A 17,084-nucleotide genomic window follows, 5' to 3' on the forward strand; every position below is an offset into this window, starting at 1 on the left:
CCCATATTTATTTTAGGTAATTGAATTAACAGCGTGTATCTTTGCAAAAAATTGTGATATGCAGCCAAAACACCCCAGTGATTCAAGGACTATTATGACGGACATGGTACTTCCCAGTGAAACAAACCCGTTAAATAACCTTTTTGGGGGCGAATTGTTAGCCCGGATGGACCGATGTGCAAGCATTACTGCACAACGGCATTCACGCCGTATTGTGGTAACAGCATCGGTAAACCATGTAGCTTTTAACAAGGCTGTTCCTCTAGGAAGTGTTGTTACAGTAGAAGCTGCTGTTTCAAGGGCTTTTAAAACTTCTATGGAGATCTTTATAGATGTTTGGATAGAGGACCGGGTCTCCGGTCTTCGTTCTAAGGCCAATGAGGCTATTTATACATTTGTAGCTGTTGATGATACCGGAACCCCAACGGTAGTTCCCGAGCTTATTCCCGAAACCGATTTGGAAAAAGAACGTTTTGCAGCAGCACTCCGCAGAAAACAATTAAGCTTAGTGCTTGCCGGGAAAATGAAGGCAAAAAATGCCACAGAGTTAAGAGCTCTCTTTACAGATTAGTTGTTAATCTAAATAGTTTTTTGGGTTAAAGCATTTTTTTCGAGATTTATGATATAAATTGGGATGCTCTTTTTACATCCTATACACCCAATTCTCAGGATTTAAGCGGTTGGTGTCCCTGTAGAGGAAAAATTTTAGTTCGGTTTTTCCGGTAGAAGGACTAGTAAATATTTCGCCGAGTACTTCTTTGGTTTTTACTTTATCTCCTTTTTTTACAAATATTCTCGACAGGTTGTAATAGGTAGAGATATAGTTTCCATGCCGTACCTGCACTGCTTTGTTCCCGTTGGGCACTGCTATGATAGCCGACACCTCTCCATCAAAAACAGCCCGCACACTTGCATTTTTTTCAGTAGCAATAATAACCCCGTTATTGAAATGTTTTAGGTTGGGGTATACAGGGTCTGCATAACTTCCGTAGCCTTTTTTCTTTACGCCTTTTTCTACCGGCCAAATGAGTTTTCCTTTGTTGGCTTCAAAATTGTTGGCAATGAGTTTTGCTTCAGGGGTCAATGCAAATGTGGTGGTATTTCCTGTTTTTCCCGCTTTTCGGTTGGCTTCTGCAATGGCTTCACGAATAAGTTTCTCAATTTGCCGATCAATGGCCAATGTTTCTTTTCGCTTTTTTTCAATTTGCGATTTGTATTGTTTTTCATTTTTGCGAATAGCCGCCAATAAGTTTTCTTGTGTTTTCTTTTCGTTTTCTAATTGCTGTTGTTCTTTACGGTTTTCAGTAATGAGTTTTTCTTTTTCTTTTCGTTGGGCTACCAACGCTTTATTGAGCGTTTGCAATTCTATGGTCTTGACTTGTATTTGTTCTCCTTGTTTTTTCCTGTAATCAGTGTATTGTTTCATATACTGAAGCCGCTTGTAGGCTTGAAAAAAATTATCAGAAGACAGTAAAAACATCAATCTGCTTTGTTGCGATTTGCTTTTGTATGATTTTTGAATCATCTGTGCATAATCGGCTTTGAGAGCTGCTAACTCCTCCCGAAGGCTTGAAATCTTGTTTAAGTTATTATTGATCTGTCGGTTAAGAATATTTGCCTGACGGTTGGTAACACGTATAAGTTCACTTCTTACATTTATCTTCTGGGAGAGGTCTTCTACTTGCTGAATAGTTGTTTTACGCTCTTTCTGTTCTTTAGAAAGCAGTTCGTTTATTTGGCGGATTTCTTTTTGTAAACGTTCTTTTTGTGCTTCTAATGCTTTTTGCTCAGCGGTTTGAGCAGGTAGTTGAACTGTAAAAAGCACTAATGCTATCCACCAAAAAATGTGCTTATGTGTAATTCGTTTTTGTTGCATTAGTTCAATACAATTCTTTTATAGCCTGTTGGGATAGCGTAAGGAAAAGATACGCGTTGATCAAATTCTATGTTTCTGTATTCTATAGCAATGTTTATTTTACTGGTCTGTTCCTCCGCTTCTATCATTATTTCATTAGGGACTAACTTGTTGTCTACTTTCTGGTAGGTTTTATAGTTAATGTTCAACAGCCGGTTTCTATTGGGTTGCGCTATTTGCTGTAGCGCCATTTTAAAGTTACCTGGTTTTATAAGAAATAGTTTTTTAAATAGCTCAATGTCCCTAGAGGGTTTTAGTTGGTAATTGTTATTTGAGACGGAGGATTTATATTTTTCTTCTTTTAAATTAAATATGGCTTGGCCTAACAACAGGTTTTGTACTTTTTTAAAATCCATTTCTGTACCTAGCAAATTGCTTAGGTATGAAAAATCGCCATCAAAATAACTATTGTCTAATTTGTTATAAAAGCTTACCCGTGTTGGGGTTATGTATATTTTCACGAGTGACAGTGTGGCGCTCAGCCATATGGCTTTATCTTTTTCCATACGCATGCTTAAGGAAAAACTTTCTGATTTACCACCATCATTATAGTCAATTTTCATCCGTCCGCGAATGGTTTTAAAGGCAAGCTCATTATTGTAATGGTTCCTTATGATAGTTCTGGCAGGAAGGGCATCTGTTGCTTTTTCTTCCACAACTATTTTATTGGTACCACAGGAATAAAAAATTAAAATGAGTCCTGTCGCATATATACTCCCTTTAATATATTTTATATACTTCTTCATCTTCACTACAATTCTCCCTTCTGTCTCTTTAAATATTCATTGGCCTTCTTGGTATCTCCCTGTTCGTTATATGCTTTTATTAACTCTTCATATATTTTTTGTTGCAAATCTTCATCGTCTATTAAAAAATCTAACGCTGTTTTTAAGGAAGAAATTGCCTGCTTGTAGTTTTTTGTCCTATTATTTGCTAATCCGTTTGCGTAATAAAAAATCGCCTGAGAAGGATAGCTCTCCAATGCTTCTATAGTAACTTTTAGCAGCTCATTATAATTATTGTTTTCTATTAATTCTTCCAGTTGTGCTTGAATAGCCTCTATAGGGTTCTCTTCCGTTTTTTTGATATTGATTTTTTCCGCGGTAGTTTCCTCTTTTTTTTCTATCATTTGTTGAAACCGTATGCGTTGGTTCTTTCTAACTGTAGTTTTCCCAAATTCCTTATCAAGTACATCTATAAGGGCTATCGCTTTTTCATAATTATTGTTTCTGGAATACAGTGTAATTAAGCTTTCTTGATAGCTTATATTTTTATCGGCTAACTTTTCAAGTACTACTATGGCCTTCGGAATGTTGTTTTGTGCTTCATAAACTTTATAAAGCATATCTAAATACCATTCATTTTCCGGTACAGCATTTACCGCCTTTAGGATATGATCCTCTGCTTTATAGTGTTGGTTTAGTTGGAGATAGTTTTTTCCTAATTCATAATCAATAACAGCATTTTCAGGTGCTAGTTTTTTACATTCTAACAATGCTTCAATGGCTTTCTCATAGTTTTCTATGCCTTGCTGTTTAAGTGCTTCAAAAAAAAATTCTTGGAAAGCATCTTCATTCCCTTCATTAGTAATATCTGCTGTCTCTTCTTGGGCATACAAAGATGCGGGAAACAATAGGCTTCCTCCTATAAAAATGAGTATGTATAAGCGTTTATACATGGAATTATTGTTCTTTTATATGGTATACTCAACTATTATTCCAAAACGGAATAATCTCCAATACTTATCCGTGTAAATGTTCCGTCAAATACTACATGGTTTCCAATCATTGCATTCTCTAAGTTAGCATTTTTTATGATTGATTGTGTTTGTATTAAGCTGTTTTTAACGTTTGCGTTTTCTACTACACAGCCATCTCCTAAAGAGACATATGGCCCTACAGTAGCATTGGTAAGTTTCACCCCATCTCCAATATAACAAGGAGAAATAATTTCTGCATTGTCCAATTGTACCGTTTTTGAAATCAGCTCCTCATTTTCTTGATGTAAAAAGCCTAGCATTTTTGTATTGGTCGCTACTGTTACCTCTTTGTTGCCACAATCCATCCATTCGTTTACTTCTCCAGGTATAAATTTTAAGCCTTTTTTCATCATGGACAATATACCATCATTGATTTGATACTCCCCTCCATGAATAATGTTATTGTCTAACACTTCTTGGAGTGCTTGCTTTAATATCTTCCCTTCCTTAAAATAATAAATGCCTATAACGGCTAAATCTGAAACAAATTCTTTTGGTTTTTCAGCCAAGCCAATTATTTTATTTTTATCGTCAAGCTCTACTACTCCATAAGCAGACGGGTCATTTACTTGTTTTACCCAAATAACACTATCTGCAGACGAATCTATATTGAAATCTGCTCTAAAAAGTGTGTCGGCATATGCTATTACACATGGTCCTGAAAGCGACTCTTTTGCGCACATTATTGCATGCCCCGTTCCTAATGGCCTGTCCTGATAGTAAATTTTCCCTGTTGCATTCAAGCTTTTAGCAATTGCCTTTAATTTTTCTTCTATTTCTTCTCCAAAATCATCTTGTATAATAAATGCAATTTCTTCAATGTCTTGTTGAATAACATTTGCAATGTCTTCTATCAGGCGCTGTACAATGGGTTTTCCTGCAATAGGAATTAATGGTTTGGGAACGGTCAATGTGTGTGGCCTGAGCCGGGAACCTCTTCCGGCCATCGGAACAATAATTTTCATGTTGCTATGTGTTCAATAGATTGAAAAATGTAATGATGTAATAATTAACTGTTTTTAGATCATTTCACTCCAGTACTTCCAAAACCTCCTGCACCTCTTTCAGTCGAAGATAGTTCTTCTGTCAATTGCCATTCGGCGCGTTCATGCTTTGCAATAACGAGTTGGGCTATTCGCTCTCCATTTTCTATGGTAAATTCCTCATTGGACAGGTTTACTAGAATTACCCCTATTTCCCCACGATAATCGGCATCAATGGTTCCCGGAGCATTTAACACTGTTATCCCTTTTTTGGCAGCCAATCCACTACGTGGTCTTACTTGTGCTTCATAACCAATGGGAAGTTCTATGAATAAGCCTGTTTTAACGATCATCCGCTCTAGTGGTTGTAATACAATAGGGACAGAAATATTCGCCCGTAGATCCATTCCTGCAGAAGCAATTGTTTCATATTCGGGTAATGGATGTTGGGATCGGTTGATAATTTTTACGGTCATTTTTTAAAAAATATGTTCTTTAGTTCTTTTTTTTCAAACCCATAAATCATCCCCAAAAATACTAAAAGAAAACCGCTACCAATAATTATATTTCTATTGAACACATAAAAAGAAAGTCCTGAAAATAATATAGCTGTCATCATATAGGCCCCTATTTTTTTTAAGTTGTAAGGAATCGGGTACTTTTTTTGACCTAAAAAGAAAGATATCAACATCATGCTCCCATATGCCGATAAGGTTGCAATAGCCGCCCCTTTATAGCTGAATATCGGAATAAGCGTAAAGTTTACAGCTAATGTGATGATAGCGCCTATTATTGAAATATAGGCTCCATATATTGTTCTGTCAGTTACCTTGTACCAAACGGAAAGGTTATGATAAATTCCTAAACATAAGTTTGCCAGAAGTATAAATGGAACAATCCATAGCGCTTCCCAATAGACTTTATTAGGTAAAAGTATATATTTAAGTATATCTGTATAAACTACTACAAATAAGAAAATAAACGTTCCAAAAATAGTAAAATATAAGGTGATGCTTGCATATGTCTCTTTTGCTTTTTTCTTATTGGCATGATGAAAGAAAAAAGGTTCCACCCCCAATTTAAATGCGGTAATAAAAAGCGTCATAAAAACCCCTAGTTTATAACAGGCGGCATAAACGCCTACAACTGTATCTGCAGTGTCTTCAGGAAGCATATAGCGGAGTATCAATTTGTCAAATCCTTCATTTATAGAAAATGCAATTCCGGCAATAAATACAGGAAATGCGTATCTGAACATTTTTTTCCATAATACCCTATCAAAGGCAAATCCGATCCGCCGATAGATTGGTATTAATATGAGAAAGGTTGCCAAACTGGCTATTAAATTTGAAATAAAAATATAATGTACTTTATTGCCAAATGTCAGGTGCTCTATAGCTGTAGAGGGTTCTTTTGATACAAGCAATGGCAATCCTAAGAAAAAGAAAAGGTTTAAGCAAAGATTAATAACAACATTCAGAATTTTAATAAATGAGTACTTAACAGGCATCTCACGATTCCTAAACCATGCGAATGGGATTACAACCAGCGCATCTAAAAAAAGAATGAGCAATGCGTATATAATAAAGTCTACTTCATAGTTTAGCCAGTTTGCAATGGCTTCTCTAAAAAGTAGCCCTGCACAGATAAATACAATGGAGGAGATTAAAATAGAGGTTAATGCTGTGGCTTGTACTTCGGCTTTTCGTTCACTTTTATTGATAAACCGAAAAAAAGCGGTTTCCATACCATACGACAAAACGACATTCCCCAAGATTAAGTATACTATTAAGCTTTGGTAAATTCCGTAGTCACTTCTGGGGAGTTCGGAAATGTATAATGGTGTAAGAATTAAAGCTAAAACCCTAGGTAATACTGTGGCTAGGCCATAGATAAAAGTTTGCTTAAAAAGTTTCCGGATAGAATTCAATTAAAAGGTCAATTAAGTTTTTCTAGTTTATTATGAATAAGTTTGTTATGAAAAATTAAAGTTTATATTTACTGTCCCTTACGGATAATGAACAGCCGGTTTCTTTTTTATCCCTTTTATTTTATAATAGTTCTTATTTCCGTTTTCTATATAGCTTATTACGGCTTCGTCCTTCTCTAGTTCAAAAGGAATTTTTTTATGTGTTACAGGGACAGTGTTACCGACTTCCTTCTTAGGGTCTTCATGCATTATAAGATCCGGTTTTTTATAGTTTTCTTTTAGGTACCATGCCAAAAAATAAAGCCCTTTATCTACTTTTTGTTCTTCTAATTTTGTCCCCATTCCATCATAAAACAAACTATCTATTACCACATTTTCTGCTATTTCAAAAAGATATGCGTGTATGTTTACCCCATAGCCTCCACCTTGTGTCCCATTCACCCATTCTTCTGAATATACTTCATTAATTTTAAAAGGAGGGTTCTTTTGAAATACTTGTGAACTTGAACAATTTAAAAACACAAGCATGATTCCTGATAGAAAAAAGAAATTTCTGTACAACCAAAACGCTTTCATCCTCTTAATTTTTAGTTTTTTAAAGATACAAACCAATTTTGATGCCAGAAAATAAAAAAGCCCGATAAGAATCTTATCAGGCAATGATATTTTATTTATATAGAATTGTTATAGCTATTTAACAAATTTATTGACAACTTTTTCTATTTTTTCACTTTTTGAGGTTAGCTCTAAATCAAATAAATATTCATATAACCTTTTGCCTTCAACTTTCATTTTTAATTCTAATTCTTTTTTTCGAGAAAATATTTGCTCCCAATTATTTCGAACTGATCTCCAAAATAGCTTGTGCTCTTCCCACCAGTCTTGGGCTGCCTGGCACTTGGAATCAGCTACCTTTACATAGGTATTATATCCTTTCTCCTGTGCCAAAACAAAATCTTCTTTTCCTGCCTTTCGAATTACTTTATCATTATCCTGATTATGTACCCAGCCTTCATTAGTAATTTCGTGACGGTTCCTTCTAATGGTAACATTGTAATCATTTCTCTTTGTGAATTCCCGTCTTGGTAAGGGTGCATCAGTAGTGTTTTCCCAATAGCTTTTCCCGTCAACATGTACCCAAGTGGCAGAACCCTCATAACGTGGGCTATCGTCTACTTGATACACTTTTTGTGTCCATTGCCCTACTATTTCATTTTTAGGTTTACTCACATAATCCCACTTATTATTTGAGTCATACATATAAAAATCTGTGTTTTCATACAACCAGTCTTGCCTCCAATGTTTAACAATATACGGTTTCGCAGAATTTCCCACGATCAATAAATGTTGAATAACAATTTTATTCTCTTTGTCTTCTACCAATTGAACCCATTCTAAGCCTCTGCTATGTTTTACTTTAGAGGGTTGATAGGTTGAATCTTTTGCGTAGTTAAAAGTTTCTGCAAAGTTAAATCCAACCTTATAACATCCACACATTTTTTTAATGGCTTCTTGATCTTTTCTCTTTTTAACTTGAGCATTTATGTTTAAGGAGATTAGCATTAAAACGGTAAAAAATACTGCTATTTGTTTCATGTTAATAAATATATTAAAGTTATTTTTAATTAGAATAAATCTAAATAGTGTTGCAAATATATTCTCTATTTAGAATTAATACAAATAACTTTAGTCTATTTATTCAAGATGATATTATAAATAAGAATGTAAATAATAAACGAAGATCAATTAACTAGTTATTAGTTATTAAGTGCTTCTGCCCCACCTACAATTTCAAGAATTTCATTTGTGATAGCAGCCTGTCGAGCTTTGTTATATATAAGCGTTAATGAATCTCTTAACTCTCCTGCATTGTCTGTTGCTTTGTGCATAGCTGTCATCCGTGCTCCATGTTCTGAGGCAAAGGAATCTCTTACTGCTTTATATAGTTGTGTCTTTAATGATTTTGGAATTAATGTTTCTACAATTTCCGCTGCAGAAGGTTCAAAAACATAATCTGAATTAGCGCTTGTTCCCTCTCCTTCTGAAGCAACTATTGGTAAAAATTGTTCTTTTGTAACAACTTGTGTTGCTGCATTTTTAAATTTATTATAAACAAGGGCTATTTTATCATAGGTTCCTTCAACAAACAACTGCATCAATTTTTCTGCAATCGTTGCCACATTCTCAAAGGTTAAATCATCAAATACCTCATTATTATTTTCTACAACAGTATATGATTTTTTGAGAATATCATTCCCTTTCTTTCCAATAGTGATAAAATGAACTTGCTTATCAGCATACGCTTCTTTGGCAAGTCTATGCGCTTCTTTTATAATGTTGGAATTGAAGGCTCCACATAACCCCCTGTTGGATGTAATGGCAACAACAAGCACATTCTTTACGTCTCGGTCTGTGCTAAACTTACTACCATTATCGGCATCTAACGATGCACTTAAATTTTGTAACAGCTCTGTTAACTTATTGGCATACGGCCGCATAGCTGTAATGGCATCCTGGGCTTTTTTCAACTTGGCTGCAGAAACCATTTTCATGGCACTGGTAATCTGCATAGTCGATTTTACCGATGTTATTCTATTCCGTATTTCTTTTAAGTTTGCCATTTTTTCAAATGTTTAGTATTGAGTATTCAGTAATGAGGATAAAAAAGTCTCATTAATCAATACTAAAATCTATTTATGCCTTATACTTTGCTGAAAGATCTTTTGCTACCGCTGTTAATGTATCGGTAACTTCATCTGTTAATTTTCCTGCTTTTAGTGTATCTAACACATTTCTATATTTTGCATTTAACACTTCTAGATAGTCCCTTTCAAATTCTTTTACTTTTTCTACTGGCACATCTCTCAATAGATTTTTAGAACCTGCATAAATGATTGCTACTTGATCTTCTACTGTAAAAGGGTCATTTTGAGCTTGTTTTAAAATCTCTACATTTCTTTTCCCTTTCTCAATAACATTTAAAGTTGCCGCATCAAGATCAGAACCAAACTTAGCAAATGCTTCCAATTCACGGAATTGTGCTTGATCCAATTTTAAGGTTCCTGCTACTTTCTTCATTGATTTGATCTGAGCCGATCCTCCTACACGGGATACAGAGATTCCCACATTGATCGCCGGACGTACTCCCGAGTTGAATAAGTCAGACTCTAAGAATATTTGTCCATCAGTAATCGAAATTACATTGGTTGGGATATATGCTGATACATCTCCTGCTTGTGTTTCAATAATCGGCAACGCAGTTAACGATCCGCCTCCTTTTACAATAGATTTCAATGCTTCCGGAAGGTCGTTCATGTTCTTTGCAATAGCATCATCTGCAATCACCTTGGCAGCACGTTCTAGTAATCTTGAATGAAGGTAGAATACGTCTCCGGGATATGCCTCCCGTCCTGGTGGACGACGTAATAATAAAGATACTTCACGGTAAGCAACAGCTTGTTTAGAAAGGTCGTCATATACAATTAATGCCGGCCTTCCGGTATCACGGAAATACTCTCCGATAGCTGCTCCCGCGAAAGGTGCATATACTTGCATCGGCGCAGGGTCTGAAGCATTTGCAGCAACAATCACTGTGTATGCCATTGCGCCTTTATCTTCCAATGTTTTTGCAATCCCAGCAACGGTAGATGCTTTTTGCCCTATCGCTACATAGATACAGAATACAGGCTCTCCCGCATCATAAAATTCTTTCTGGTTGATAATGGTATCAATACACACAGTTGTTTTTCCTGTCTGGCGGTCACCAATGACTAATTCTCGTTGGCCTCTCCCTACAGGAATCATCGCATCTACTGATTTTATACCTGTCTGTAAAGGTTCGTTTACGGGTTGACGAAAGATAACACCAGGCGCTTTGCGCTCTAATGGCATTTCATACAGTTCTCCACTTATAGGCCCTTTACCATCTATTGGGTTTCCTAAAGTATCTACTACCCGGCCTACCATTTCTTCTCCTACTTTGATGGAAGCAATACGTTGGGTGCGTTTTACGGTATCTCCTTCCTTAATTTCTTTGGAGGGCCCTAACAATACAATACCTACATTATCTTCTTCCAGGTTAAGAACAATCCCCTCTAAACCAGAATCAAATTCTACTAATTCTCCGTATTGTGCATTGGAAAGTCCAAACACACGTGCGATTCCATCCCCTACTTGCAGTACAGTCCCTACTTCGTCTAAGGAAGCAGAGGCTTCAAATCCCGATAGTTGTTTTTTTAATATTGCTGATACTTCAGCGGCTTTAACTTCTGCCATTTCTTTTGTATTTAGATTTCAGGTATTAGCTAAAAATAGCTGACACGGCTTTCTTTATAATTATGAACTATATGAACTGTTATTAAATGTCCTTTTTAAATTATCTAATTTGTCGGCGACACTTGCATTGTATTGTAAATCCCCCAAACGAAGTATAAAACCCCCAATAATACTTTCATCTACTTCGTTTTGAATAGTGACTTTGTTTTTTGTGAATTTTTTAATGTTCTCAAGCACCTTTTTTTCAAGGTCTCCAGATAAGGGCACTGCTGTGGTAACAACTGCCAATTCTTCGCCTTTCCATTCATCATACAAGGAATTGTATTTTTTAGCCACTTCTGCTAAAAGCTCAATTCTTTTGTTGGCTGCTAATAAATCAATAAGTCCTGTAGATATTTCGTGTATTTGAGAAAATACTCTTTTTAAGGCTTCCTTTTTTTCTTCGGGATTTATAACAGGATTTTGCAACAACATCTGTAAATCATCACTGTTGGCAACTGTTTTACTTATCAGTTCCATATCTTTATGGATTACCTCTGCTACTGCTTTATCTCGTGCTAAACTCAGCACTGCTTTCGCATATCGTATTGCTGCTCTAGATCCGGCCATTTTTTTAGTTTAGCTTAACGTCTTCTAACATCCCTTCTACAAATTGTAGCTGTTTTTTCTTGTCTGACAACTCTTCTCGGATTACCTTTTCTGCAATGTCAATAGACAAGTTAGCTACTTGATTTTTAAGGTCTGCTATGGCTGCTTGTTTTTCGCTTTCAATAGTTGCTTGTGCCTGCTTGATAATTTTATCTGCTTCTCCTTGTGCTTGATTTTTAGCATCTGAGATAATTTTATCTTTTAATTCACGGGCTTCTTTAAGCAATGTTTCTCGTTCACCACGAGCTTCTTTAAGAATGCGTTCATTATCTGCAGATATGTTTTGCATTTCTTTACGGGCATTTTCTGCTTCTGCCAATGCATTTTTGATGCCTTCTTCTCTTTCATTAACTGCATTAAGAATGGGTTTCCAAGCAAATTTTCTTAGCAAGAAAACTAATGCCAAAAACAAGATACTTTGCCAGAAAAACAAGCCTATTGAAAATTCTTCTATTAACTTTTCCATAATCTATTTATACTGTCGAGTCTTTTTAATTTTAATAGTGAAAACAAAGTTGTAACCAACCGTTACAACTTTGTTTTAATGGTTTTGGTTATACTGCAAACAATGCAGCAAACCCAATACCTTCAATTAAAGCAGCTGCAATAAGCATCGCAGTTTGAATTTTCCCTGTAGCTTCCGGCTGGCGAGCGATAGCTTCCATTGCGCTACCTCCAATTTTACCAATCCCGATACCTACTCCAATTACTACTAAACCTGCACCTACCATTACTGGAATTTCCATAGATATATATTTAAAAAATTAAACGTTCAAATTTCATATTACAAATGTTGTACTTCCCCGTCATGTTCTTCAGCATGTTCATGGGTTTCGCTAGCAAAACCAAAGTACAATGCTGACAACATAGTAAAAATATATGCTTGTAATAGTGCAACTAATAACTCAATCAACGAAATGGCAAAAGCCAATCCAAATGATAACGGGCTACCTATCCAGCTCTTAAAAATAAACATCAAGCCTATCAAGCTCATCAATACAATATGTCCTGCCTTAATATTTGCATACAAACGTATCAATAATGCAAATGGCTTAATGAAAAGCCCTAATATTTCAATAGGGACCAATATGATATAAATAGGTAATTTTCCATACCATGGCATGGAATGCCCTAATGGGTCAAAAATGTGTTTCCAATAGTCTTTTGTCCCTGTTAAATTGGTTAATAAAAATGTCATTAATGCCAGGGCTATGGTTACTGAAATACTGTTGGTTACATTCACTCCCAACGGTGTTAAGCCCAATAAATTGATAAACCAAACAAAAAAGAACACAGTCAATAAGTAGGGCATGTACTTTTTATACTTCTTTTCACCAATATTCGGAACGGCTATCTCATCACGAATATATAGTACAATAGGCTCAAAGAAACGCCCAATTCCTTTGGCAATGCCATTGTTCTTAGCATAAGATTTTGCCAGTCCTTTAAATAAGAAAAGCATTAATAAACCCACTAAAAAGATCATTGCAACATTTTTAGTGATGGAAAAATCTAGCGGTTTCGCATTGGTTGGGTGATGCTCTTCATCATACTCAATAGTTCCCTGTGCATCCGTTTTGTATATTTTATTATGGTATAGTGTATAATAGCTGCTCCCTACTTGTGCCACACTTTCTCCATGGTGGAATTTAGCAGAAGAAAAGACTTTTAAACCATTGTCCCAGAGGATTACCGGAAGCGGAAATCCAACGTGTATGGTTTCGTCTTCGGTATTAGTATATGTCGTTAAGCTAAAATCGTGAGAATCCAGTAAGTGATGGTTGATATATTCTTTAATTTCAGACTTTATATCGCCCTTCTCTTGTTTATCCTTACTATAAGCGGTTAAGGATAGTAAAGCCGCTAAAAGTGTGATGAACTTAACCGTTATTTTTTTTTGCATCCTGCTAACTATAATGGTGGCCTAAAAATCGGTGCAAATGTACGTTTTTCTATTAAAATCAAAAAACAATTTTCATTGTTTGTTTAACAATTTTGCAATTCCTAAAACCTCAACTATTAAGCAGGTTGCATATGGAACAAAAAATGCAGAAAACTCTAGTGTGGTAATAGTCTCGTCTTGCTTATAGAGTGGGTAAAAAAAGATGAAAAAAAGCAGGAATTTTAATCCACTCCCTGTTATGAAAATAAAGCCTAGCTGGTTTTTATATTTTTCTCTCACTAAATAAATGATGCTATAAATACTAAAAGCAGCTAAAAAATTTACTGTGTAGGATAAGATAATTGCATTTTCATAAGGAGGGGCTTCTAGTTTAAAGAGAACTCCAATGTGTATAAAAAAAACTAAAACAAGAATTATAATTAACCGTATTGTAAAACTTTTTGCCATAATTATTTATTCAACTTATTGGTTTGCCTCACAACATTAAATAGTGCTATCCCAACACCCAGTAAGGTAAAAATAATTATATATCGTTTATTTCCGGCATTATAATTCTCATCCAACCACTTACCTAAATAAGCCATTAGATATATTGTTAGCCCCATTTGGAGGGCTACTCCAGTTAAAATAAGGAATTTGTTATACGGCTTTTTCGGTTTCTGGCCGCTCATTATTTAATGATTTAATTGAAGGGTTCCTCATACTGCATGTAGCATTAAAAGAGGCTCCGGGCTCTACTGCAAGTTTGCCAATAACAATATTGCCTTCCACACTGGATCCTGATTTTAATGAAAGGATATTGATAACTGTTAATTCTCCAGAAAATTTCCCTTCAATGTCTGCATTGGCGCATTCTACTTTTCCATTGATGTAGCCTTCTTTTCCAATAACAACTTTTCCGGAAGTTTTGACATCTCCATTTAATTCACCATCAATACGGAAATCGCCTTCTGAAAGAATCTCTCCTTTGATTTTTGTTTTTTGTCCAATTCGATTAGGTTGTCCCGAAGTTGAGACTGTTTGCTTACTTTTACTTTCTGAAAACATGGGGGCTAAATTTAAAGTTAGGTTTTTATTATTTGGTTTCTAAGTATTCTTTTTTGTTTTTATGTATTTGTAGTGTTTTATAGTTGGATGTCGAAATTACAAAATTCTGTTCATTAATTTTATATTCTTTGTTTATTTTTAAGAGTTCTGCAAAGCCTAATGCCCTTTCTTTTGTTCTAAAACCATGTACTACTATAAATGTTTCAGCTCTATCATATACATCTTTAGAAATGAACAACTCATTATATTTAAGGTCTGAAAGTGCTTTTTCTATTGTTTTTTGAAGTTTTGATATGGTTGTGGTATCTTGTTTATTAAAAGGGAATATAAGTTTCCATTTTTCTTGTGGGTCAGCATCATTAAATTGATTGTTTTTCAATTTTGTAATTGATTCATCTATTATTTTTTGTGCTGCTTTTCCAAATTCATCATTCGGATAATTGAGGGCCACATAGTTTAATGCTTCATCATAGGCTTCCAACCCCTCTAATCGTCCTACAGCATTCGCTTTTAATAATTCAAATCGAGAAGCCTCAGCATCTCCTGTATATATCCTAATATACTGTTCGGCAAGAGAAATAACCTCTTCATATTTCTGGGCTTCATATAGCTTATATAAGTTTGTATAACGCGCATCGGGACTGTTCTCATCTGTTGATAATACTGCTTGTGGGTTCTGTAATATTTCTGCATACCGAGAAGCAGAGTGGTTGGTTATAATATCTTGCTTTATTGCAAATGCTTTTGTTTCGTTTTCAGTCACTTCGTATATTTTGTACAAATTGTACTTTGAAGGTAAGATCAATTTTTCTTCGGGTTGGTTTTTCAATAATGTTTCTAGCTTTTTTGAGGCCAGTTCATATTCTTTGAATTTTTCTTTATAGATAAGGCCTAATTGATAATATGAAAAATCTCTTTCTTTTTTGATACTGTCTATTTCTTGTTGTGCTTTTGGCAGTTTGTCCAAATATGCGTTTACATCATATATGTCTTCTACTTCTGTATTTGCTGTTATTGTGTTTTGAGGAGTCCCAATATTAGTGGTAGTTGTTCTGTTGGATAAACGCCAATTGTCCTCTAATTTCCGGTTACCCCATGTTTTTCTAAATTCATTTTTTCCATACCCTACTGCTATTGTATTATAGAAGTAGAAGTTTTCCCTTGTAGTGTTATTGCTTGTTTTGTTATTGAATGTATTAGCTATCCCTGTTTGTTGTTTTTCTGTCGCTAGTTTTTCGGCTTCAGCAATCTCTTTGGCTTTTATATCAGCAATATATTTTTCATAATAGGCTGTCTGTCCCTCTTCAGAAAGTGAAAGAATGTATAAAATGCTGTCATTCTTTTGTACTATCGCTTCATATTTAATAACATCTTCTAAGTTTTTTCTTTTTCTGGATATTGTTCGGTGTTTTTTAGTTTTTTCTTTAAGGTTGGTAAGGGTACTATCGTAATAAGCTCCGGCTTCTTTATAACTGGCAACATCGAAATAAATGGTAGCTAAATCTTCATAATTCAATGCTTTAAGAAATTCGTCAGGCGTACTTTCTTGTAAGGATTTGTTGAAATAGTTTTTTGCCAAATCAATAGAATCATTCTCTAAATGAAAAAGGGCTACCTGCCGGTATATTTTATCTAAAAAAGGACGGTTTTCCCTGTTTTTTTCTAAATCTGTCAATGTTTCATATAACAATTCTTTATCGCCTGTCTCCGAGTCAAAATTTTTGATTTTTTCAATATAGGCATTAATCATATAAGCCCGGGGAGCTTTTCTGTTCAAGTTAATCACCTTGTCAAAAGCCATGTTGGCAGTGTCTTTATGCCCTAATTCATTATAAAGTTGCCCTAAAATGTAATAATACCTCCCTTTTTCTTTATTCTTTCGAGTATATGCGGCCGCTATTTTAAGTTCTTGTGCTGCACTGTCCAAGTATTTTAAATTGATATAAGCTTGTGCCATTACTGCTGTAGCATCTGCATAGGTTTGATCCTGCAATCTTTCTTGTTTTAGTAAGCGCTTTAAATTTTTTATCGCCAATTCATTGTTTTCCAACCGAATATTCACTTTCTCTCTCCACACGCTGGCTTCTCCTATTTTATCACTGTCAGGATATTTATAGAGTACATAATTGAATGCTTCTAATGCCGGAACAAACCGTTGGTCATAATAACGCGATTTTCCCAGTAATAAATAGGCTTCATCTGTCTGAGGGTTCCGCTCCCTGTTACTGATGTGCATTCCGTGTTTTTGAATGGCTTTGGTCGCTTTTTCTTCTGCCCTTTCAAAATTGGGGTTTTCAGGACTGTCAGAAAGGGTAATGGTCTCCTTTATCTCCATCTGTTCTATGGGAAGGGTTTCCCAAAAATTATCAGTATAAGAAGTTTCTATGGTTTCTTTCCCTTTTTCAAAAGCCACATGGCCATTATAGAGCACATTGTATTTGGTATTGAGCGCATGCCAATTTCTGTTTATAAAAGCATCTTTTTTGGTAGAGCAGCCTATAAAAGCGCTTATAAATAATACTCCAAAAGTTATGTTTTGTATTTTTCTCAAAAGGCTAATACTGTGATTTGTTTAACTGCAAATCTAACTATTTAGTATGTAAGGTGATAAAAATTGTTCTTTT

The 17,084-nt window shown here is 35.1% G+C and carries 19 protein-coding genes; 1 reads left to right on the top strand and 18 read right to left on the bottom strand.

Annotated elements, in window-relative coordinates; all coding sequences use genetic code 11:
* Positions 1-58 precede the first annotated feature (58 nt).
* Positions 59-571 (top strand): acyl-CoA thioesterase, encoded by a 513-nt coding sequence (locus tag WBG21_RS06715; RefSeq protein ID WP_340076099.1) that lies wholly within the window; start codon positions 59-61, stop codon positions 569-571.
* 72 nt (positions 572-643) lie between these two features.
* Here WBG21_RS06715 and WBG21_RS06720 read toward each other — a convergent pair whose 3' ends face one another.
* The 18 genes from WBG21_RS06720 to porW all read right to left on the bottom strand — a co-directional run bounded on the left by WBG21_RS06720 (position 644) and on the right by porW (position 17,011).
* Positions 644-1,876, bottom strand: a complete 1,233-nt coding sequence (locus WBG21_RS06720; RefSeq protein ID WP_340076101.1) for a murein hydrolase activator EnvC family protein — start codon at positions 1,874-1,876, stop codon at positions 644-646.
* Positions 1,876-2,661 carry a lipoprotein insertase outer membrane protein LolB1 gene (locus WBG21_RS06725; protein ID WP_340076103.1) on the bottom strand — a complete coding sequence of 262 codons (786 nt, stop codon included), beginning with the start codon at positions 2,659-2,661 and terminating at the stop codon, positions 1,876-1,878. The genes WBG21_RS06720 and WBG21_RS06725 overlap by 1 nt, the downstream gene beginning before the upstream one ends.
* 5 nt (positions 2,662-2,666) lie before the next feature.
* Positions 2,667-3,593 carry a tetratricopeptide repeat protein gene (locus WBG21_RS06730; RefSeq protein WP_340076106.1) on the bottom strand — a complete coding sequence of 309 codons (927 nt, stop codon included), beginning with the start codon at positions 3,591-3,593 and terminating at the stop codon, positions 2,667-2,669.
* A gap of 35 nt (positions 3,594-3,628) precedes the next feature.
* A complete protein-coding gene (locus WBG21_RS06735; protein ID WP_340076108.1) occupies positions 3,629-4,639 on the bottom strand; it encodes a sugar phosphate nucleotidyltransferase in 1,011 nt (336 codons plus the stop codon).
* Between the two features lie 59 nt (positions 4,640-4,698).
* Positions 4,699-5,133 (bottom strand): dUTP diphosphatase, encoded by a 435-nt coding sequence (gene dut, locus WBG21_RS06740; protein ID WP_340076111.1) that lies wholly within the window; start codon positions 5,131-5,133, stop codon positions 4,699-4,701.
* Entirely contained in the window at positions 5,130-6,587 is a 1,458-nt protein-coding gene (locus tag WBG21_RS06745) for an oligosaccharide flippase family protein (protein WP_340076113.1), read from the bottom strand. Before WBG21_RS06745 ends, dut begins: the two co-directional genes overlap by 4 nt.
* Before the next feature lie 78 nt (positions 6,588-6,665).
* A complete protein-coding gene (locus WBG21_RS06750) occupies positions 6,666-7,163 on the bottom strand; it encodes a hypothetical protein (RefSeq protein ID WP_340076115.1) in 498 nt (165 codons plus the stop codon).
* Positions 7,164-7,277: 114 nt separating this feature from the next.
* Positions 7,278-8,183 carry a DUF6607 family protein gene (locus tag WBG21_RS06755; RefSeq protein WP_340076117.1) on the bottom strand — a complete coding sequence of 302 codons (906 nt, stop codon included), beginning with the start codon at positions 8,181-8,183 and terminating at the stop codon, positions 7,278-7,280.
* 161 nt (positions 8,184-8,344) lie between these two features.
* Positions 8,345-9,208 (bottom strand): ATP synthase F1 subunit gamma, encoded by an 864-nt coding sequence (gene atpG / locus WBG21_RS06760; protein ID WP_340076119.1) that lies wholly within the window; start codon positions 9,206-9,208, stop codon positions 8,345-8,347.
* A gap of 73 nt (positions 9,209-9,281) precedes the next feature.
* Complete coding sequence (gene atpA / locus WBG21_RS06765; RefSeq protein ID WP_340076122.1) at positions 9,282-10,862, bottom strand: F0F1 ATP synthase subunit alpha; 1,581 nt, start codon at positions 10,860-10,862, stop codon at positions 9,282-9,284.
* 60 nt (positions 10,863-10,922) lie between these two features.
* The gene (atpH, locus tag WBG21_RS06770; RefSeq protein ID WP_340076124.1) at positions 10,923-11,471 is read right to left on the bottom strand and encodes an ATP synthase F1 subunit delta; all 549 of its coding nucleotides are present in this window, start codon (positions 11,469-11,471) and stop codon (positions 10,923-10,925) included.
* A gap of 4 nt (positions 11,472-11,475) precedes the next feature.
* Positions 11,476-11,976: a F0F1 ATP synthase subunit B gene (locus WBG21_RS06775; RefSeq protein WP_340076126.1), complete on the bottom strand. Its 501-nt coding sequence runs from the start codon at positions 11,974-11,976 to the stop codon at positions 11,476-11,478.
* An 88-nt stretch (positions 11,977-12,064) separates the two neighbouring features.
* Positions 12,065-12,256, bottom strand: a complete 192-nt coding sequence (gene atpE, locus WBG21_RS06780; protein ID WP_303302503.1) for an ATP synthase F0 subunit C — start codon at positions 12,254-12,256, stop codon at positions 12,065-12,067.
* A gap of 38 nt (positions 12,257-12,294) precedes the next feature.
* On the bottom strand, positions 12,295-13,413 hold the full coding sequence (atpB, locus tag WBG21_RS06785) for a F0F1 ATP synthase subunit A (RefSeq protein WP_340076133.1): 1,119 nt from the start codon (positions 13,411-13,413) through the stop codon (positions 12,295-12,297).
* 72 nt (positions 13,414-13,485) lie between these two features.
* Entirely contained in the window at positions 13,486-13,860 is a 375-nt protein-coding gene (locus tag WBG21_RS06790) for a DUF6168 family protein (protein ID WP_340076135.1), read from the bottom strand.
* 2 nt (positions 13,861-13,862) lie between these two features.
* Positions 13,863-14,084 carry an AtpZ/AtpI family protein gene (locus WBG21_RS06795; RefSeq protein ID WP_340076137.1) on the bottom strand — a complete coding sequence of 74 codons (222 nt, stop codon included), beginning with the start codon at positions 14,082-14,084 and terminating at the stop codon, positions 13,863-13,865.
* On the bottom strand, positions 14,053-14,460 hold the full coding sequence (locus tag WBG21_RS06800) for a bactofilin family protein (protein ID WP_340076139.1): 408 nt from the start codon (positions 14,458-14,460) through the stop codon (positions 14,053-14,055). The genes WBG21_RS06795 and WBG21_RS06800 overlap by 32 nt, the downstream gene beginning before the upstream one ends.
* A gap of 28 nt (positions 14,461-14,488) precedes the next feature.
* Entirely contained in the window at positions 14,489-17,011 is a 2,523-nt protein-coding gene (gene porW, locus WBG21_RS06805; RefSeq protein ID WP_340076141.1) for a type IX secretion system periplasmic lipoprotein PorW/SprE, read from the bottom strand.
* Positions 17,012-17,084: the final 73 nt, after the last annotated feature.

Source organism: Leptobacterium meishanense, from assembly GCF_037645805.1.
Taxonomy (GTDB): Bacteria; Bacteroidota; Bacteroidia; order Flavobacteriales; family Flavobacteriaceae; genus Leptobacterium_A; species Leptobacterium_A meishanense.